At 41.7% G+C, this 19,043-nt stretch carries 17 protein-coding genes; 11 read left to right on the forward strand and 6 right to left on the reverse strand.

From position 1 onward, the window contains the following. Positions 1–24 precede the first annotated feature (24 nt). Positions 25–1,233: an NAD(P)/FAD-dependent oxidoreductase gene (locus tag WH96_RS18025; protein WP_047765625.1), complete on the reverse strand. Its 1,209-nt coding sequence runs from the start codon at positions 1,231–1,233 to the stop codon at positions 25–27. Between the two features lie 288 nt (positions 1,234–1,521). Here WH96_RS18025 and rplM point away from each other — a divergent pair, with 288 nt between their 5' ends. The 3 genes from rplM (at position 1,522) to WH96_RS18040 (ending at position 3,971) form a co-directional block, all read left to right on the forward strand. Next, the gene (gene rplM / locus WH96_RS18030) at positions 1,522–1,986 is read left to right on the forward strand and encodes a 50S ribosomal protein L13 (protein WP_047765626.1); all 465 of its coding nucleotides are present in this window, start codon (positions 1,522–1,524) and stop codon (positions 1,984–1,986) included. Between the two features lie 2 nt (positions 1,987–1,988). Continuing rightward, positions 1,989–2,474: a 30S ribosomal protein S9 gene (gene rpsI / locus WH96_RS18035; RefSeq protein WP_047765627.1), complete on the forward strand. Its 486-nt coding sequence runs from the start codon at positions 1,989–1,991 to the stop codon at positions 2,472–2,474. Positions 2,475–2,720: 246 nt separating this feature from the next. Continuing rightward, the gene (locus WH96_RS18040) at positions 2,721–3,971 is read left to right on the forward strand and encodes an ImmA/IrrE family metallo-endopeptidase (protein ID WP_047765628.1); all 1,251 of its coding nucleotides are present in this window, start codon (positions 2,721–2,723) and stop codon (positions 3,969–3,971) included. Between the two features lie 9 nt (positions 3,972–3,980). Here the strand turns inward: WH96_RS18040 and WH96_RS18045 are convergent, their stop codons facing one another. Beyond that, entirely contained in the window at positions 3,981–4,565 is a 585-nt protein-coding gene (locus WH96_RS18045) for a LysE family translocator (protein WP_047765629.1), read from the reverse strand. Between the two features lie 218 nt (positions 4,566–4,783). Between WH96_RS18045 and WH96_RS18050 the strand changes: the two genes are divergently transcribed. From WH96_RS18050 to WH96_RS18060, 3 genes are read left to right on the forward strand one after another with little or no spacing between them, the layout of a single operon-like run. Continuing rightward, a complete protein-coding gene (locus tag WH96_RS18050; RefSeq protein ID WP_047765630.1) occupies positions 4,784–5,413 on the forward strand; it encodes a PDC sensor domain-containing protein in 630 nt (209 codons plus the stop codon). An 18-nt stretch (positions 5,414–5,431) separates the two neighbouring features. Further along, positions 5,432–6,976 carry a sensor histidine kinase gene (locus WH96_RS21565; protein ID WP_053006121.1) on the forward strand — a complete coding sequence of 515 codons (1,545 nt, stop codon included), beginning with the start codon at positions 5,432–5,434 and terminating at the stop codon, positions 6,974–6,976. Continuing rightward, on the forward strand, positions 6,969–7,391 hold the full coding sequence (locus WH96_RS18060; RefSeq protein WP_047765631.1) for a response regulator: 423 nt from the start codon (positions 6,969–6,971) through the stop codon (positions 7,389–7,391). The genes WH96_RS21565 and WH96_RS18060 overlap by 8 nt, the downstream gene beginning before the upstream one ends. Before the next feature lie 105 nt (positions 7,392–7,496). Here WH96_RS18060 and WH96_RS18065 read toward each other — a convergent pair whose 3' ends face one another. After that, on the reverse strand, positions 7,497–7,871 hold the full coding sequence (locus WH96_RS18065) for a Rossmann-fold NAD(P)-binding domain-containing protein (protein WP_204248240.1): 375 nt from the start codon (positions 7,869–7,871) through the stop codon (positions 7,497–7,499). Positions 7,872–7,892: 21 nt separating this feature from the next. On the opposite strand from WH96_RS18065, the gene WH96_RS18070 reads away from it, so the two are divergent. Further along, the gene (locus WH96_RS18070; RefSeq protein ID WP_047765632.1) at positions 7,893–8,570 is read left to right on the forward strand and encodes a substrate binding domain-containing protein; all 678 of its coding nucleotides are present in this window, start codon (positions 7,893–7,895) and stop codon (positions 8,568–8,570) included. A 63-nt stretch (positions 8,571–8,633) separates the two neighbouring features. Here the strand turns inward: WH96_RS18070 and WH96_RS18075 are convergent, their stop codons facing one another. Continuing rightward, the gene (locus WH96_RS18075) at positions 8,634–9,545 is read right to left on the reverse strand and encodes a DMT family transporter (protein ID WP_047765633.1); all 912 of its coding nucleotides are present in this window, start codon (positions 9,543–9,545) and stop codon (positions 8,634–8,636) included. Between the two features lie 146 nt (positions 9,546–9,691). Between WH96_RS18075 and WH96_RS18080 the strand changes: the two genes are divergently transcribed. The 3 genes from WH96_RS18080 to argC all read left to right on the forward strand — a co-directional run bounded on the left by WH96_RS18080 (position 9,692) and on the right by argC (position 12,314). Continuing rightward, positions 9,692–10,612: a LysR substrate-binding domain-containing protein gene (locus WH96_RS18080; protein WP_053006122.1), complete on the forward strand. Its 921-nt coding sequence runs from the start codon at positions 9,692–9,694 to the stop codon at positions 10,610–10,612. Between the two features lie 84 nt (positions 10,613–10,696). Then, complete coding sequence (locus tag WH96_RS18085) at positions 10,697–11,182, forward strand: hypothetical protein (protein ID WP_047765634.1); 486 nt, start codon at positions 10,697–10,699, stop codon at positions 11,180–11,182. Positions 11,183–11,366: 184 nt separating this feature from the next. After that, positions 11,367–12,314 (forward strand): N-acetyl-gamma-glutamyl-phosphate reductase, encoded by a 948-nt coding sequence (gene argC / locus WH96_RS18090; RefSeq protein WP_047765635.1) that lies wholly within the window; start codon positions 11,367–11,369, stop codon positions 12,312–12,314. A 92-nt stretch (positions 12,315–12,406) separates the two neighbouring features. Here the strand turns inward: argC and WH96_RS18095 are convergent, their stop codons facing one another. Beyond that, positions 12,407–12,754 (reverse strand): hypothetical protein, encoded by a 348-nt coding sequence (locus WH96_RS18095; protein WP_047765636.1) that lies wholly within the window; start codon positions 12,752–12,754, stop codon positions 12,407–12,409. A gap of 170 nt (positions 12,755–12,924) precedes the next feature. Between WH96_RS18095 and WH96_RS18100 the strand changes: the two genes are divergently transcribed. After that, on the forward strand, positions 12,925–13,470 hold the full coding sequence (locus WH96_RS18100; RefSeq protein WP_082130574.1) for a gamma carbonic anhydrase family protein: 546 nt from the start codon (positions 12,925–12,927) through the stop codon (positions 13,468–13,470). 85 nt (positions 13,471–13,555) lie between these two features. Here WH96_RS18100 and WH96_RS18105 read toward each other — a convergent pair whose 3' ends face one another. After that, positions 13,556–19,027, reverse strand: a complete 5,472-nt coding sequence (locus WH96_RS18105) for a DUF5801 repeats-in-toxin domain-containing protein (RefSeq protein ID WP_047765638.1) — start codon at positions 19,025–19,027, stop codon at positions 13,556–13,558. Between the last annotated feature and the right edge of the window lie 16 nt (positions 19,028–19,043).

The following is a 19,043-nucleotide window of genomic DNA, read 5'->3' on the forward strand; positions in this document are numbered from 1 at the left end:
TTGAAGAGCTTAATTATTCCAAATCTAGATCACATTAAGTTCTTTAACAGGCGTTTTATTGATAATTCTTTCCATGCCAAAGATTGATAAATCCAGACTCCTGTATTTTCCATAGATAATCAACTCTGACAAAGCACGCCCGACTGCGGGCGCCTGTTGCAGGCCATGCCCACTGAAGCCGTTGGCAAAGTACAAATTGCCAACATCCGGGTGTGTTCCCAAGACGACGTTTTGATCCAACAGGTTGTATGCGTAATGTCCAGCCCATGCATTGATCTGTTTGATAGATTCAAAAGCGGTCACTCGATTGGCAAGGGTGGGCCAGATATGTTCGTCGAAAAGACTGTAATCCACGTGATAATCAAAACACTCGGGGTCATGACCATCCAGCGGAGAGGTGCCACAGATAAAGTGTTCGCCCTCTGGCCTGAAATAAACCCCGTTGGTATCGACCACAAGCGGGCTATTAGCTATTTCTTCGCGACAGTTAAAGACAAAGACACATCGTTTGCGGCTTTCAATGGGAATATCAATGCCAGCCATAGCGGCAATCCGCGACGCCATAGGCCCCGCAGCATTAATAAAGTGTTCGCCAGAGATTTTTTCGACAGAAGCACTTTCTGAGGTTTTCAATTCAGCAGCGACAATCTCGCCACCAGATTTTTCAAATCCTGTAACTTCGCCGTCCTTATATATAACGCCTAGTTCCTTATTCTTTGCCCTGAACAATTGCAACAGGCTATAGGCATCAAACCAGCCTTCACCAGAAAGCCCCAAAGACCCCAGTGCAACATCATCACAGTTCATCCAGGGGAAACGTTCTTTTAAAAGGGCAGGGGTTAGAAGCGAGATGTCAGCCCCGAGTTCCTTTTGTATAAGATTGTTATTTCGAAGTGTTTCCTGCCCCTTATCACTGGCAAGAAGCAAATATCCCTTTTCCTGTAGGCCTATATCCAGCGCATTAGTTGGCTGTTGTTCATTTTCCAATGCCAGGTGTTCAGAAAGGTTCCGCAGGAAATCTATACCAAAGAGGGATATATTGATATTTTCAGGTGTTGAAAATTGCTGTCGAATTGACGCGGCGGACAAGGTTGTCGACGATCCTTGATAGCTGCTGTCTTTTTCTATGACGGTAATCTTCCCATTAAATGTCGTATCACTTGCCAGAAAGAAGGCTGCGGCACTGCCAATAATGCCTCCACCGACAATAACGACATCTGATGTCTTGGTCATACATGCTCCATATTTAATATAATATACAAAGCAGCATCTTTACGCGCAGCGATCTTACAGACAACAGATTTGTTTCTTCCCCGTAAAAATTTATTTGTGGATAAAAAGTTCAAATTTATGGGGTATTATATTACCGTAATTTTAACTTATTGTTTTTATTGATAAAATAAATTTGTAGTGGAATATTTTTGTTTGACAGCTGTTCTACACTGTATTAGAACCCACCAACGCAAGAGCACTAAGGTGTGTCTTGCCCCTTATGACAACAGTATGCAATGGCTCTGTTAAATGAAAACTTATTCTGCTAAACCCGCAGATATCGAGAAAAAGTGGTTCGTGATCGATGCTGAAGGCATCGTTCTCGGTCGCTTGGCTGTCGAAGTCGCAAATATCCTGCGCGGTAAAAACAAAGTAACATTCACACCACACATGGATTGTGGTGATAATGTTATCATCATCAATGCCGAGAAAGTCGCCCTTACAGGTAACAAATTGGCTGACAAAAAGTACTACTGGCATACTGGCCACCCTGGCGGTATCAAAGAACGTACAGCTGGTCAGATCCTGGACGGTCGCTTCCCTGAGCGTGTTGTTCAAAAAGCTATCGAACGTATGGTTCCTAAAGGTCCTCTCGGTCGTCAGCAAATGCGCAATCTTCGCGTTGTTGTTGGTCCTGACCACAATCATGAAGCTCAGCAGCCAGAAGTTCTGGATTTTGCTTCTAAAAACACCAAGAACAAGAGGAGCCAGTAACAATGGCTGAAGAAACCCTCAACTCTTTGAGTGATCTTGGCGGTGCAGCACCTGCAGTCGAAGATACAACCGCAGTTGTCGCCGAGCCAAAACTAGACGCACAAGGTCGTGCTTATGCTACTGGTAAGCGTAAAGACGCCATTGCTCGCGTATGGATCAAGCCAGGTACTGGTAAAATCACCGTAAACGGTCGCGAACAGGAAGTTTACTTCGCGCGTCCAGTTCTACGCATGATGATCGCACAGCCTTTCGAGACTGTTGAGCGCGCTGGTCAGTTCGACGTAGTTTGCACAGTTAAAGGCGGTGGTCTTTCTGGCCAAGCTGGTGCTGTTCGTCACGGCATCTCAAAAGCTCTTACTTACTTCGAGCCAGGCCTTCGTCCTGCGCTTAAAGCACGCGGCTTCCTTACACGTGATGCCCGTGTTGTTGAACGTAAGAAATACGGTAAGGCGAAAGCCCGTCGTAGCTTCCAGTTCTCCAAGCGTTAAGCTTCGAAGAACAGAAGTTCAAAAATTCGAAAAGGGCTGCCATTCTGGCGGCCCTTTTTGTTGGTCTTGTTCCATCCTGAAATAAGTTTACAGACTGGAGACTTATGATGGGATTTCAATGAAATCAGTAAGAAATACGCAAACAAGCTTTTTTTGATAATAATTAGTAGCCTACACACGCAAAAGATATAATATATCTGAAATTAATCGCTATAATGGTGAATACAATAAATTGTTGCGTGGAAAATGAATACAACAAAAAAAGGTAAAGTCCTAGAAAATCGCTTATACGAATACCTTCTTGAGCAAAAGGAAAAAGGGCAACTAATCTATGGTATCTATGCTCCAAGCCTATGTAAAATTTATAAACAAAAACAATATTACTGTATGAAACGAGAAGGCAACATCACATTTGATGTTGTAGTAGAAATATGCCGAGAAGTAACAAGTGAACCACATTCAAAGCTAATATTCGAGTGCAAAAATTACACAAAAAAAACAATTCCAGAATCTGATGTGACAGATTTTTCAAACAAATTATCTCGTATTGGTATGCATGATACAAAAGGCATTATAATCACCAATACAGAGCTCCAAATAGGAGCAAAAAATCTTGCGGAAAGCTATCATATTGGTATTGCTAAATTCAACAATAATGGTCTAGAGATCGTTGCGGAAAGAAGATCAAAACAATTATATCAAGATAAACATCTAAAAAAACAACTTTTCGGTAATCAACAATACACAAAATCTCTTAAATTTTCTGCATATTATGATGGAAAATATCACGGTTCTGTTCAGAGTTTGATAAGTTGGATTATAAGCCCCAAAATTGATGATAAAAAAACGTGTAACAGTGATGATGTTCCATTTATTTCACATCAGGAAATGGAGCAAAAAGCCAATAAACTTCTTAAATGTGTCCAATACAGAGAAGGAGCGATTAATTTAGAAGAAATATGCTCATATTTATCTATTGGCCTCGAATGGGACAGTCAGCAATTTTTTGGCGATAATGGAAGTGAAATACTAGGTAAAGCTGATTTTTCCAATAAAAAGATTACTATTTATTCTCATGACAGGATAACTCGTGAAAGATTCACAATTAGTCATGAGATAGGCCACTTTTATTTAAGGCACGACAAATTTCTTCTCTCAGAATCTATCGTAAAACAAGATTTGTTTATTGGTGTTAAAAACACAAATAAATCAGATATTGATAAATTAGAATATCAAGCAAATTTGTTTGCTTCTTGCCTCTTACTTCCAAGAAATACATTTTTAAGAAAAACAGATGAATTCAGGGCGATTTTCGATATTCGCAATAAAGGTCATGGCGATATCTATGTAGATGACCAACCTTGTAATATAAGCGATTTTAATAAGCTTTTAGGTGCTCTTTCTGATTTTTTTCAAGTTTCAACTCAAGCGATTGAAATCAGATTAAAAACACTTAATAAATTAGTGGATGAAAGACAACAGCTAACACCTTGGTAAATAATGTCTCTATACAAAAAGCAAATAGAGTGCAACCGCTGCCAAGCCAGTTCCCATAAAGATGTTGAACAGGCGCAGGTGCTTTTCTGTTTGAACAAAAATTTTGGCTTGTCTTCCAACAACGGCCCAGGTGCCAACGCCAATAAAGCAAATCACAAAATAAAGACCGCAAAAGAGAAAAAGGCTCGAAGGATCACCCTTTGTCGTAAAAGCCGTTACTCCTGAAATAGAGGCAATCCACGCTTTAGGATTTAAAATGTTGAGCAACATGCCCTGATAAAACCCGGGTTCTGACTTTTCTTCAAATGAGATTGTTCCCGTGGAAAAAGCGATCTTATAGGCCAGATAGAGCATAAATGCCGCGCCCACATAACCAATTCCATTCATAGCCTGCGGGAATAACGTTATAAGCTCAGTCGCCCCCAAACCAACTGCAAAGAGTAACAGGGTAAAGCCAATCGTTGCCCCGGCGACAAAGGGGATGGTTCGGTAAATCCCATGGTTCAGCCCCGAAGTCATGGTAATAACATTCACTGGCCCCGGTGAAATCGACATAGTCAGGGCATAAGTACACATAGCAATAATAATAGACATAAGCTTAAAATACTCCTTGTTACGAGGAATATAGCAAACATCAGAATCATAAAATATTCGCCCGAATTGAAACATACTGTTCGATAATTTGACTCAATCAACTCAAGATTGATTTTTTTAAACTCAACGCGCTAAAGAGTTAACTTAATCTTAAGCGTACCTCTCTAGAGTTTTGAAAGTAAAAAATTGTTTCATTAAAAAGCAACTAAGGATGTTTTATGAAAAATATTAGTTTCATTAAGGCATTTAGTATTTTCTTTAGTTTGACTGCGATAATTGCAGCCATAGCAGTTCCGATCCTTCAAAAGGAAGTATATGAAGTTGTATTTGACCTTAATCTAGCAAAAAATCAGGAACAGGCTGAACGTCTTGCAACACTGATTTCCATTGATTTGGAACGAGGTGAGTCGTCTGAGGTTGTGTTAGCCAAAGTTCAAACTATGCTGGAAAACACCCCTCAAAATGCCGAGCATTTTGCTTGTATTATTGCCGGTGAAAATAGGGTGATCGCACATCCAAAACCTTCAAACGTAAATAAAGATGTTACTGGTTGGACTATAGCTAATGATTTAGAAACAAAAACCTACACACAATCTGCTGCTGAAGGTGTTACCTTTGGCGGCATACAGACAAGACTGGATGGTTCTCAGGATATTACATATCAGGTGCCAATTAGTACGGAACCATGGTCAGTGTGCGTTCATACCGATTTAGATCTGGTTAAATTACAAACAACTATGATTTTAAATCAGGTCGGGAAAATTGTTTTGCCAAGTCTATTGTTGATTGTCTTGATTGGTTCATTCTTTTTTTCAAGACGCGCAAAAAAACAGAATGTGACAGCTTAAGCAATAGAAGCATTGTTCATGAACACCTTAGAAAAGAAAATAACTCTTAGCTTTGGAGCAGTGTGCTGTACTTTTTTAGCAATGACAGTTTTTACACTGTTACAAGTAAATACGGTCACAGAATCTTCACGGAAAATTCAAAATATCTTTGTCCCTTCGATAGAAGCCAACGTCAGATTAACCAATGCTATTAATACGTCCAAGAATGGTTTGTTAGGTTGGATATTAACCCAAGATGAAAATTATGTTCGTCAAAGAAAAGCAGCTTGGACAACTATCGGGAAAATGCATAAGCAACTGATGAATTATGCGAAGAACTGGCCAGATACAGAACAACAAGCCAGATTGGAAAGTATCAGTAAGGATTTAGATTTATTTCGACAGTATCAAGATGAGATAGAAGGAAAAATTCATACTGATGAAAAGATCGCTGCTCTGGATCTTTTAAAAGAAAAAAGCATTCCGTTAGCTCAAACATTGGTTGCAACACTCAGACGTATTTCAGATCCTCAAAAATGGCAAATGGAACGTATTTTTGCCGCTGAAGAGGAACAGGAGAACATTCTAACAAACGCAGCTCTATTTTTTTTAAGTCTGAGCTTTCTAGGAAGTATTTTATTGGGAGCGGTATTAACTCGCGCAGTGATATTACCACTTAATCGGACAATCAAATTTGCAGAATCCATTACTCGCGGAAATTATTCACTCGACAGAAATTTATTAATAGGAGAAGAAAAACTAGATACAGCTCTGATTGAAATGACAAAGCAATTATCTGATAAGAAACAAGAAAATGAGAGACAGCAAAAAAGCCTGAGGATATACAACAAAGAATTAAAGTTTTTAAATTCTGAATTAAAGACTTCAAACAATGAGCTGACGCAGTTTTCTTACAGAACCTCTCACGATTTGAAAGCTCCCTTAATAACAGTACGCGGTTTAGCCGATATTATATGTGAAGATATCAAGGAAGGCGATTATGACGAGGTCGAACGAAATGCAAACCATATTTCCAATCACGTTAAGAAACTAGAGCGACTAATTGTCGATATATTGAATCTCGCAAAAGCAGATTTAAAGGTAACAAACGAAGAAAAGGTCGATTTTAAAGAAATAATCCATTCGATAGAAGGAAGACTGAAAAACATTTACATTGATAATAATGTAACGATTGAGACTGAACTTGATGATACAAAACCGATCTATGCGTCTAAAGTTCGGATCACACAAATCCTAGAGAACCTTATTTCAAATGGAATCAAGTATTGTAATAAAAATAAACCATATCGTTATGTGAAAATATCAACTGAATATAAAAAGAACAAAAAGCTATGTATCATAGAAGATAACGGCATAGGTATACCTAAAGAATATAGCAATCGAGTATTCGAAATGTTCCAACGCTTTCACCCAGATATTTCGTATGGAAGTGGTCTTGGCATGTACATTATCAAAAAACATATCGATAAGATGGACGCTAAAATTAGCTTTGAAAGCTCAGATAATGGAACAAAATTTATAATCGAATTACCAGAAGGGAAATGGAAAGAAGCTAATGAATAAATTCTCGGTCATGATTATTGATGATAATGAGGACGATAGATATTTGCTGAAACGTCTAATGAAAAAACTCGATATAGCAACAGAGATTTTTGAAGCAGATAATGGACAAAGCGCATTGGACTTCTTAACTGAATATCAATTTAATAAACAAAAATTTCCCGATGATTTTCCACCAATATTTATATTTCTCGACATTAATATGCCAATCATGAATGGAATAGAGTTTCTAAAAAAGTATTCGGCATTAAGGCAAACCAATAAAAAACATATGTCTTCTATTTTCACCATGTACACCTCGTCTGAAAGAGAAGAAGACATTGAAATAAAAGAGCTATACGATTTTGTAAAAGGTTACATCGTGAAGGGAAATTTAAAAGCAGAAAATTTGCAGGAAACAATTGCTAAATATCTTTAAAAGGTAGCATTTCCTGCAAATCTATTTTTAAAAAATAACACTTTCGATAAATCTAACATTTAAATCTAAAAATCATGTGGATTTCTTTCGTTACCTCACTGCAATTTAATTCACAATATAAGTCTGGCCTGTCTGCATTCCTTCGACGGACTTGCTATAGGCCAGGGCAGCTTTATCAGCATCCACGTGGGCGTACCCCCTGAAATAGGGACCATAGCTGTCCAATGCTTCTGTAATGACTGTTGGACTCACTGAATTAATGCGAACCTTGTTGCGCATTTCCATAGCGGCGGCTTTTACAAAGCTATCGATCGCGCCGTTGACCATAGCCGCCGAACTTCCCAGACGAATAGGATCGCGGTTCAATATGCCGGTACTCAAGGTAAAAGAACCGTCTGAAGCAATGTAATCACGTCCTATCAGAACAAGGTTGACCTGGCGCATCAAAGCTTCCGATAGAGGCAAAAGCGGTACGGCCACTGCAAAGAAATCACGGCAAGTGTGAAAAATGCACAAAAAGATCTTGAGGCCATAAAGGGAACCGTTTCCGGCTCTATCCGGGTATCTGCGCCGATTTCATTCGGTGAAGCTTTTTTAAGCGATATCACCCTCGGGTTCAATGCCCTTTATCCAGATGTAAGGTTTGAGCTTGAACTGGATAATAAAATCAAAGATCTGCAATCCGAAAACATCGACATTGCCTTTCACGCGACGACAACGATGGAAGACAATCTGGTGCCGATCAAGGTTGGCAATTGGACAGAATATATTTGTGCATCACCAGAGTATCTGAAAGACAAACCCGTCATCACAAAGCCACAGGATTTATTGGCGCATCAGTGTTTGTTAAATGCACGAAAACTAGAGCCAACGCTGTGGCAGTTTCACGATGAAGAGGGATCCCACAGCATTCATATAGAAGCGAAGTTGAGTGCCCATCACTTTCCCATGCTCAAAAAAGCTATCCTATCCGGTGGCGGGATTGGTAAACTTCCGTCCTATCTGGCAGAAGAAGAAATCGCCCAAGGAAACCTGATCCGGCTTTTGCCATCTTATGGAACCAAGCTTTATCCAATTTTTATTGTTTATCCCTATCAAACACATCTGCCAATCAAGGTCAGGAAGTTTATAGATTTTGTGAAAGACTGGTTTTCCAAACAGGATCATTTTTTGAAGTAGCCCAAATAAGAAAATAGCGAGAGAAGGGTATGACCACATCTCTTGCTATTTTATGTGCACGGATCAACTTTCTTTAATCTTTACCCGTGACGGAAAGACTTTCCAGCCCAGATTCACAGCCGCTGCACTAAGTAAAATAAACACAATACCTGTGAACTGAAGCGCACTCAGCTTTTGGTCATAGAAAACATAATCCACGCCCAAGGCAACGACAGGGTAGATAAAGGACAAAACAGCAATAACAGGTGTTTGTAACTTCTGAAACGCGGAATAGAGGATGATGTACATAAAACAGGTATTGATCAGGCCAAGGGCAAGTAGATACCCCCAAACCTTGGTATCAGAAAGCGTTGGTGCGGTTGAGAAATCAACCAAAGGGCTTAACATGACGATGCCCAAGGTAACCTGTATAAAGGCAATCAGGTGCGGACGCATCCCGGTTAGCCGCTTGGTGATAATCGTCGTCATTGTATAAAGAATGGCAGCGCCCAAGGCATAACCTGCGCCTTCGATCATTGACGTGTCGCCCTGAAAACTATCAGCATCCAGCTCAATAACAAAGATCAGGCCAAGGAAAGCCAGAATAATCCATGCAAACTTGTGAAAACTAAAGGCTTCCCCCAAGAACAACGCGCCAAAGAGAACAAGGAAGAAAGGCTGTGTATGATAAATGGCTGTATTGATGGAAATAGGGGACAGCTTGAAGGATGTAAAAAGCAGGATCCAGTTACAAACCAAGGCAAAACCGCTCAATAGAGCAAGGGTGATATTCTTTTTGTTCAGGGCATCTGCGGTAAAGTAACCTTTCCACCAGCAAAATAAACCAAGCCCGATCGCCCCGAAGACACATCTGAAGAAAACAACATTAAAAGGCGTCTGTCCGGATTCAAAAACAAACAGGCCGATAAAGCCGGAAAGGAACATCGCCAAAGACATTTGGGCGACGCCAATATTTAAACGAAAAGCCGAGGCCATTTTCTTACTTTCATAAACGATACATAGAAGTTTTCCCGCTTTAGCTTGCTATATGATAACAGAACAGTATGCGGCGTTGTTTTCAATATGGGTTGCTATATAATTTCTGTAAAACAAGAAGATATTAGGCTGAGTAAGTTTTTCTAATGCTAAAACAACGTAAATTGCCACCACTGAACGCGCTGAAATCTTTCGAGGCAGCCGCAAGAACGGGAAGCGTTTCCCTTGCGGCCGATGAGCTATCCGTTTCAGCGTCTGCGGTAAGTCAGCAAATTAAGGGATTGGAACAGTGGTTAGGTATCAAACTTCTTGATCGCGGCCCCAACAGCTTTTCCCTGACAGAGAAGGGAGAAGAATACCTAAAGCAGCTCACGGTCATATTAGACAACCTTGACGATGTAACGGCAAGCCTTACAGGGGAAAGTAAGAAAAAACTCCGCATTTCTACATTGCAGTCATTCGCTGCTGAATGGCTTTTTCCCAGAATAAAGAAATTCAGAAATGCGTATCCCGACATACAGCTGGAACTTCTGACATCAGATTATCTCAGTGATCTCTCACGAGAAAATATAGATCTGGCTATTCGCTATGGCCCCGGTAGCTACAAAGGTGTTGTTGAAGAAAAACTTATGGACGAGATGATCGGCCCGGCCTGTCACCCTGATTTGATATCACGGGATAAAAAGCTATCAGACTACACACTGTTAAGAGATTCCGGTGGTCCAGAAGGGATCAAGCTTTCATTGGAAAGATGGCTAAACCAGACAACAGGTAACACGGGTATGGAAGGTGACAGTATTGCCTTTAGCGATACGCACCTGTTGATTGGGGCCGCAAGACAAGGGCAGGGGATTATGCTGGGCAGATCTGTCCTGATTGCAGACGATTTTGTCGAAGGCACGCTTGTTCCCGCAATGACAGATTGGAAACAATCTCCCTTTAGTTATTATCTGGTGCACTCTGAATTACGTGAACCGTCACAATCAGCAAAGATTTTCCGTAGATGGTTACGCGCGGAAATAAAAGCCTTTGAAGCAGATCTTCCTGCTGTCTTGAAAGTAGTCTGAAGATACTATTGGCTTAATATATGCATCTAAAAATACAGCTTCTTTGCTCAAATTATGGAATATGAGCCAATAAGGAATATGGAAATGAATTACAAAGCGATCCTGTTGCTGCTTTCTTTTTCTTTAGCAAGTTGCGTCACAACACCCACTGTTGATGACACAAAAATCTACTTCAGTGATCAGGAGCTTGTCGCCGCAGGGGCAACGCAGTTAATGGGCTCTGATATTGTCGGGGCGTTTGCTGGAAACACCCTGTATGGCAGATATGTTGACCACACAAAGATAGAACAAAACCCTGACGCAAATCGGTGGGTAGAGTTTGTTTCTGGTGATGGCCGTGTCGCCTATTACGATTTCACTCAACTTGTTCAAGGCACATGGCAAATACGCACAAACCTGATTTGCTTTGACTACAAATTTGAAATTCCTCAGCCTGAAAACTGTTTTGTCGTTTATGGCTTGGGTGATCGACACTTCTTTATCTCAACACGGCAACAGACAACCGGCGATGTCGTTGCAACGATCTTGGGTCGTAAAAACGGCAACGCAGCAGGGTTAGAGCTGAAATAGTATCCCATTGGATACTTTTAATCTGCATCTGTGAAAGCTTTACACCTAGGTAGGTAAGGAAACAAAGGTGATGAATTGCCCAACCCTTTGTTTCCTGAGCACGAATATCCAAGTTTCTGTATTGAAATACAAAAAATAATGTGTAGTTATAGATCACCTATTATTACTTTTTGAGGTTAATCCAATGTCGACAGGCAAAAGAATATTTATTGATGGCGAAGCTGGCACTACTGGCCTGCAGGTCCGTCAACGCCTGGAAAACCGGCAAGACCTTGAAATACTGTCGATTGCGCCTGAATTGCGGAAAGATGCCGCGGCAAGAAAAGAGCTCTTAAACTCTGCAGACCTTGTTATCTTGTGTCTGCCGGATGCTGCCGCGATTGAAGCTGTGTCTCTTGTTGAAAATCCGGATGTGCGGATTATCGATGCCTCAACTGCTTATCGTGTTGATCCGGACTGGACTTATGGCTTCCCGGAAATGACAGAGGGGCATCGTGAGAAGGTTGCCAACTCCAAACGCGTGAGTAATCCAGGTTGTTATCCAACCGGTGCCATTGCCTTGTTGCGGCCTTTGATTGAACGCAACATTGTACCAAAAGATGCCTTGATCAACGTACAGGGTGTTTCCGGCTACAGTGGTGGCGGCAAGGCCCTGATCGAAGTTCACGAAAGTGGTGAAGTTGAACCTTTTGGCACTTATGGCATGTCACTACAGCACAAGCATGTGCCTGAAATGACCCAGCACAATGGCTTGACACATAAGCCATTGTTCATGCCATCAGTCGGTCATTATGCCCAGGGTATGCTGGTATCTATTCCGCTACATTATGCACAGATGAAAAGTGGCGTCAGCGGCACCTTGCTTCAGGAAAGCCTTGCTGAACACTATCAGGGCAGCCGCTTTGTTAAGGTCAAAGATCTGAATACTACAGACAATCTTGAACGCGCTGCATTCTTAAGACCAGATGCTTTAAATGGTAGTAATGAACTTGAACTCTTCGTGTTTGCCAACGATGCTTCCGAGCAGGCACTTTTGATCGCACGCCTTGATAATCTGGGCAAAGGTGCATCAGGCGCAGCGGTACAAAACCTCAACTTGATGCTCGGTCTGGCAGAAGATGCCGGTCTTTAGAGATTAGGGTCTTAGAAGTTCACTAAGTACTTTGGGTAATAAAAAAGGACGGGGAAACCGTCCTTTTGTTTTTTCGAATGTTATCTCTTGCCTTATCCCACAGGATACCATTGTTGGCAAAGGCGAGGACCGCGGGCTTCTTTGTTACCATTGATGCCGAACTGCAGCATTTTCAAAGTTCTGTTCGCCAATTCACGAATATGAGATTCAGGAACACCGGCGCGACTTAATTTAGAGCGCGATTTTTTTGCTCTTTCTTTATGGGTCGCAGACTTTTGAAGCTGGTTCACTTTGGTATAGGCTTTGGCAAGACAGACTTGCTGCTGATACCAACGTGGTTCGTTAAACCTTGCATAACTTGGTGTAGAAACAAAAATAGTACTAATGCCAATAGCGGCAACAAGTGCAAAAATAGCGATACATTTGGTGCCTTTAGGCATATTTTCTGCTCTCCAGCAAAGATAAAAACTTCATCACGTGATCTTATATATGGTTTCCAGATGATTTAAAAATGGTAAAGATGAGACAAAGAAATTTTTATATACCGCACTTTTTTGTTTTTGTTAACTAAATATTTTGCTCAAACAACTCTTCAGAAAGCGAAAATAACGTGTCTGGCATTATAAAATCCTACCGCGGCATAACTCCAAGAATTTCCAAAGATGCTTTTGTAGCAGAAAATGCGGTAATCATTGGCGACGTCGAAATAGGTGCAGGGACGTCGATATGGTACAATTGCGTTCTGCGTGGAGATGTCAATTCGATTACTATTGGGGAAAACACCAATATACAGGATGGTACAATCATACACGTCAATCATGATCGAACTGGTGGTGATTACCGGGAAACAGGCGGCGGCATTCCAACCCGCATCGGCAGCGACGTTACTGTCGGTCACATGGCCTTGTTACATGCCTGTGAAATCGAAGACAATGCCTTTATCGGCATGAGATCAGTCGTCATGGACAAAGCCATTGTCGAGACAAACGCCATGGTTGCTGCAGGGGCGTTGGTCACCCCGGGTAAGGTTGTCCCAACAGGAGAACTCTGGTCCGGTTCACCTGCAAAAAAATTCCGCGATTTAAAACCCGCAGAACTCGAAGAAATAAAATACTCGGCAGCAAACTATAAAAAATTGAGTGAAAGCTACTTCTGATGATTAAATCAGAAATAGCTTTCACTAGGTGTTAATCAACACGACGCCTACAAAAACTTGTATGTGTTAAAGTACCAAATATAGGCTATTGAACGATCAGGTTGTCATTATCAAGCAACGAGTTAACCAACTCCTGACTATCTGCAAAACCATTCAGAAGATCAATTCCTTCCAGCGCAATAGAAGCTGTTGTTTCCATACCTTCGCCAAACTGATCTGGATCGACTTTGATCAGGGTATCGTTACCATCATAACTGATATCCAGATAGTCATTCAAAAGCGCGGCTAGATCATCATTTTCCAATCCATTCCCCAAAGGGGCGTTTTCAAATAAGTCTGTCAGATCAATCCTGTCACCTTCATTTGGATTAAAGTCCGTGATGGTATTATCAAAGCCGAGATCATCTGCCGTAAAGACAAAAACATCACTGCCAGATCCACCGATAAAAATATCATCCCCGGCATTGCCAACAAGGGTATCATCTCCATCACCAGCAATAAGGATATCATTCTGATTTGATCCCGTTAGGTCAGAACCTTCTTGAACCATGATCTCAACGGATGCATTTTCACTCTGTTCACCGTCTGACACCTCATACTCGAAAGAAGGCAGATCACCGGAATCATCCAAAGAGAACAGAATACTTTCAGATTGATCATTGTGATCAACATCACCCCCCATCGCATTATATGCATCGGTAATTTCGTGACCTGATTTCAATCCATCGTTCTGTAACAGAACATTATCGGGAATGATGATCTCGTCAGTAATATTGGTAATGATTTTATCATCAGAAGCAATCCAGATTTTACCATCAATATTCAATACAGCCTGTGATATATCACCATCAAAATCCTGAACCGTATAAGCAAAGCTTTCCGTAAAGGCCTCTATAAATTCTTCGACATTATAGTGATATTCCCCTGTTAGTGTATTGACCTCTAGCTTTGCATCGTTCTCAGTTAGAATTGTTATGATGTGATCATCTTCCGGGCCATCATCATTATTATCTGTATAAGTCTGACCATTATAAACAACTTCAGTAATGATCAGAGGTTCATCAGCACTGATAAAGTCATTGGCAAAAAGGTTGCCGCTTGCATTACCTCCATCTTGCTGATTGTTAATCAATGCCGCATTGAGGTCATCGTAATTATTAATGATGATTGGGGCTTCGTCGTCTTCTCCAACATCAACTTTTTTAATGTGATCTAGGTCATCGCCAATCCCGACACCTACAATATCGATATTGTTGGTGATGAGATAATCATTCCAGTCATCATACTCTTGATCAGATGGCGTATTGTTTTCGCCCCAAGGCTCACCATCACTTAGGAAATAGATACGATTGACCGCGCTGGGGTCAATGTTGAAATCGCTTTGAATAACATTCAAGGCGTCAACGTAATCAGTTGATCCTGCTTCGTAAACAAGCGCATCAATGAAGCTTTCGAAGTCTGAATAGTTATCAAAAATTCCGTCAAACTCTGCATCTGAAGAGAATGTGAAGATTGATATTCTGGTCACACCATTATCGTAATACTGCTGAGCGGCATTCTTAACGGCATCTTTTTGCAAATCCCATTGCTCTTGACCAACGCTGCCGCTTTCATCCAAAACAAACGCAACATTATAATGCGTTTCTCCATCCTGAATCAGCACAAGATCGTCATCGTCAACTGCCACAGGAACATCATCAACAACTTTCAGATCAATATAACCTTCGACAGGGTCATCATCACCATCAGTTGCTGTAAAGGGAATGGAGAGAGACAGAATGTTTTCACCCGCGATATCGGCATGATCCAAAGCCTTGATCAAAGTAAACTCGAAAGTACCTTCCTCTGCATTAAAGCCAACGGTAAAGACGGTGTCCCCATTCGCGCTGGCAGTCAAGACACCTGTGTTAGCATCGAAACTGTAATCGTCGATATCAACGCCACCGGATTTCAAGCCCAGTTGAAGTAAATCGGCAAGTTGCTCGTCCGAAAGATAAACCAAACCAGCCTCATCTGTACCAAAATCCACATTCAAATCACCAGAAACAACCAAACTTTCTTTTTCCGGGTCACTGCCATTTGGTAAATCATCCTCATCAACCACATGTGCCGCCATCAGACTGACACCATCAATGTAGGCACCAAGCGTATTTTCCTGCCCTGTACCAAGAAATGTCAGGTTGGTTGGCTCGCCTGTACCAGCCACGACAATCGTTACTTTTTGCCAGCCATTATTGGCATCTGTTGAATCTTTGACAATGACCTCTTGATCACCCCAAAGGACCTTGAAGCTACTGCTATCTGCCTGGCCATCATTGGGGCGAGGGGCGTACCAGAAGGTTAGTACATAGTTTTCACCAACATTTGTACCATCGACTGTTTGCTCTAACGTCGCGTTACTGTCAGCTCCATTATGGCCGTCCAGTTCAACTTTGCTGTTGCCTTCTTTTGGGGCGATCCCACCAATGTTGCCTTTTTGAACCTCAAACTGATTACCGGATCCATTGTTCCATCCCTCAATAGCATCAAATGTGCCCCAACCGTTTCCATTCAGAGGATTGGTTTCAAAGCTGCCATTTGTAATCAGTTCTTGATTTTGCACTGGTGTAAAACGCGGCGCATCGTCCTCAATTGTAAAGGCACTGGTTTTGTCATCAAAAAGCAAAATGGATGCGCTGCTTTCTGCCGTATCATCGTCGCCATCGGTTACTTTCACGGTGAGCTTTAGAGCAACTTCAACATCGTCTTCTGTCAAAAGAGAAAGTGCTTCGTCAGTATCTGTTATATCCGGATGATCCAATGCCATGTATTGCTCGAAGATTAGATCAGCATTATCAGGATCATTGATATCATCGACAAAGATGCGGAATGCGATACCTTCAAGAATATCATCCTGATCGGCAAATTGATCAAACCGGCCAACAATCTGTCCATTTTCTAGGAAGAGGTATATTGTGGTATCCTCATAATCTGCGCCACTGGTTCCCTGAGTAACAGAAAGCGTGGTTTCGATACCTTTGGCCAAGGTTGGCTCACCAACCAGATCTTCTGTTAAACCATCTAATGTCAGCTCAAAGACATGCTCAACAGTTGCGCCGTCTTCATCTGCACCAACATCAACGTTAATATTGAACAGATTCCCTAATATCCCAGTATCTTCCAGGGATGAAATACGTCCAATAGGATGAACACCTGTCGGATCTGAAAAGATGTTAGGGACGACATTATCATCAATTGCGTTCAAATCACCGGGTACGTCGTATAAAGTTTCGTCCATGTTCGGGAACGAAACACCAAAAGAATTACCATCAGCATCGACAATATTCTCAACCTCAACAAAGGGGCCATCGTCAGCAAAATAGAGATTAAGAGTACCGGGATCACTCATATCGCCTTCGTCATCAATAACGACAAATTCTAGGTCCAAACGAATATGTTCAAAATCAATCCACGGATTGGGATGATCCAGTGAAACAAACTGTTCCAGATAAACTTCAACAGCGTTCAAACCCTTATTCAGATCGCTTGTTATATAGGCAATGAATGCCACCGTTGTCCCATCGAGACTATTGGCTGCATCATCACCAAAAACACCATAAACCACACTCGGATTTTCGCTGGAAGAATAGAGGTAAATGGGATCTCCGCCCGTTGTATGCATATGGTTCGCGGGGCCATTACTAACCGCGGGATCACCATTATAGGTAACAAACTCTATGCCTTCCTGATCATCCGTATTATTTTGCGGTCCACCCAAATCATCATTGTTAACTGGATTTACATCCGATAGGTCCAGTTCATCATCTTTTCCGTCACTATACAGGTTTACTGCTGCGTTCCTTTTGACAAAGCCCTGTGTCAGAGCATTGTCACGATCAACACTCAATCCATCTGTATTGAGAGCAGCATCCACGGCATCAATTGCACTTGCTACACCAGCTACATTATTCGTGACATGAATTTCTGCGCCGCCTTGATCACCCTCAGTTTCATCAACCCAGATTTTGACTGTTTTTTCTACTGTCGGAACGTCTTCGTGGATATGAACAACAACTGTTTCACTAGCAACAGCGACATTGTTTTCCAATGTTAATTCATCTGTTCCGAGATCGGTTTCAAGTTCGGTGGCAATTGCGCTTATTGTAATATGCAACGGACCATCATTGTTGGCTGTACCATCCGCATCACGACCATCTCCAGAACTCGCATTATGAGTTGTATAATCGTTAAATTTCACCTCTGCAGTACCGGAAATGAATGTTGGAGCAGGGCCATTACCGTTATAAACAACGGTGTAGGTAATAAAACCATCAACAGTATCACCCGGGACGAGCTCCCAGCCATTCTGTTGTACGAGCAGATTAATTTCAGCGTCTTCCGGGACACCTGATATTTCGAGCGAAAGAGCCTCTGATCCGTCTGTATCTCTTAACGAAGCTTCTAAACGGAGTGACAGGCTATCTTCTTCATTCTTAATAACAAAATCGTCTTCTGGCAGGTTTTTGATTATAAGTTCTGGTACATCGGCAACCGCATCAATAATCGCTTCTTCTGCAAATGGAATAACAGAAGCCTGATTGGTATCCGGATCAACAATCGTAGCGGAACCTGATACGAAAAAGTCCTGATCACTATCAACAGGGGGCAAAAGGAATACCTTATCAAAATCTTCCGGTGCAATAACAACAGGGAAGGGCCCCGGCACTTCGTTTGCCGGAGAAAACCCGCCAACAAAAAGCTTTACCGCAATTGGAAAGGGGTCAATCGAAACAGATTGAAGAACTTCATTATCTTGCGGGACGAAATTGAAGAGCAGCTGTAAGGGAGCCGCTTCTGTTTCGCCTGGTGTGAATGGACTGTCATCATACCCGACATCACCACCAACCAGATGTTGATTTGGCAAGGTATCTTCAAATCCCCCAACCAGCTCAAACCCGGGTGTATTAAAGCTTAATGAAAATGAACCCCGAGCAGGGTCCGTATTCTCGTCAATAGAACTGAACAATCCAAAAGATAATTCCGTGGGGTCAATAACGCCCTGTGCGATCAACAGATCAATAATGTTTCCAAGGTTATCACTATAAAGGCTGTTTCCACCGCCAGAGATATCATTATCGGCACCAGCAGCAGTTTCAAGTGTTGCTTCTTGTTCGGATAACGCAACAACTCTGGATAAAAGCTGGTCAGCGGACACTTCAATACCGCCAATAATCAATGTTGGGCTATTATCACTATTTGCCTGTGCGACAAGGTTTCTGAAAACCAGTTGGGCATCAGACGTACCATCAGCATTCGTATCAAACTCAAGAATAAAATCATTTTCCTGAACGCTTGAACTGGCAAGACCTGGATCAAATTGAAGATCAAATACATCGCCTTGATTGGTAGTAATTAATCTGACTTCACCTCGTGTGGGCTCGAGAATACTGATCGGGCTTTGAGAGGCCTGGCCAGCAAGAACATGTTGTACTGATTCACTTTGTACAATCTCTGACTGGTTAATGGTATCGGTGTGAATATTATCTGCAGTCGTTCTATCACTGTAATTTTCAGTCATATAAACCCCCTGATTA

Source organism: Kiloniella spongiae (genome assembly GCF_001026905.1).
GTDB lineage: Bacteria > Pseudomonadota > Alphaproteobacteria > Kiloniellales > Kiloniellaceae > Kiloniella > Kiloniella spongiae.

Bases quoted from the DNA above. Each gene is read 5' to 3' on its own strand.
- argC (WP_047765635.1), top strand. From the start codon at position 11,367: ATGTCGACAGGCAAAAGAATATTTATTGATGGCGAAGCTGGCACTACT.
- WH96_RS18045 (WP_047765629.1), bottom strand. From the start codon at position 4,565: ATGTCTATTATTATTGCTATGTGTACTTATGCCCTGACTATGTCGATT.
- WH96_RS18075 (WP_047765633.1), bottom strand. From the start codon at position 9,545: ATGGCCTCGGCTTTTCGTTTAAATATTGGCGTCGCCCAAATGTCTTTG.
- WH96_RS21565 (WP_053006121.1), top strand. From the start codon at position 5,432: ATGAACACCTTAGAAAAGAAAATAACTCTTAGCTTTGGAGCAGTGTGC.
- WH96_RS18095 (WP_047765636.1), bottom strand. From the start codon at position 12,754: ATGCCTAAAGGCACCAAATGTATCGCTATTTTTGCACTTGTTGCCGCT.
- WH96_RS18080 (WP_053006122.1), top strand. From the start codon at position 9,692: ATGCTAAAACAACGTAAATTGCCACCACTGAACGCGCTGAAATCTTTC.
- WH96_RS18040 (WP_047765628.1), top strand. From the start codon at position 2,721: ATGAATACAACAAAAAAAGGTAAAGTCCTAGAAAATCGCTTATACGAA.
- WH96_RS18060 (WP_047765631.1), top strand. From the start codon at position 6,969: ATGAATAAATTCTCGGTCATGATTATTGATGATAATGAGGACGATAGA.
- rplM (WP_047765626.1), top strand. From the start codon at position 1,522: ATGAAAACTTATTCTGCTAAACCCGCAGATATCGAGAAAAAGTGGTTC.
- WH96_RS18050 (WP_047765630.1), top strand. From the start codon at position 4,784: ATGAAAAATATTAGTTTCATTAAGGCATTTAGTATTTTCTTTAGTTTG.
- WH96_RS18105 (WP_047765638.1), bottom strand. From the start codon at position 19,027: ATGACTGAAAATTACAGTGATAGAACGACTGCAGATAATATTCACACC.
- WH96_RS18025 (WP_047765625.1), bottom strand. From the start codon at position 1,233: ATGACCAAGACATCAGATGTCGTTATTGTCGGTGGAGGCATTATTGGC.
- WH96_RS18085 (WP_047765634.1), top strand. From the start codon at position 10,697: ATGAATTACAAAGCGATCCTGTTGCTGCTTTCTTTTTCTTTAGCAAGT.
- rpsI (WP_047765627.1), top strand. From the start codon at position 1,989: ATGGCTGAAGAAACCCTCAACTCTTTGAGTGATCTTGGCGGTGCAGCA.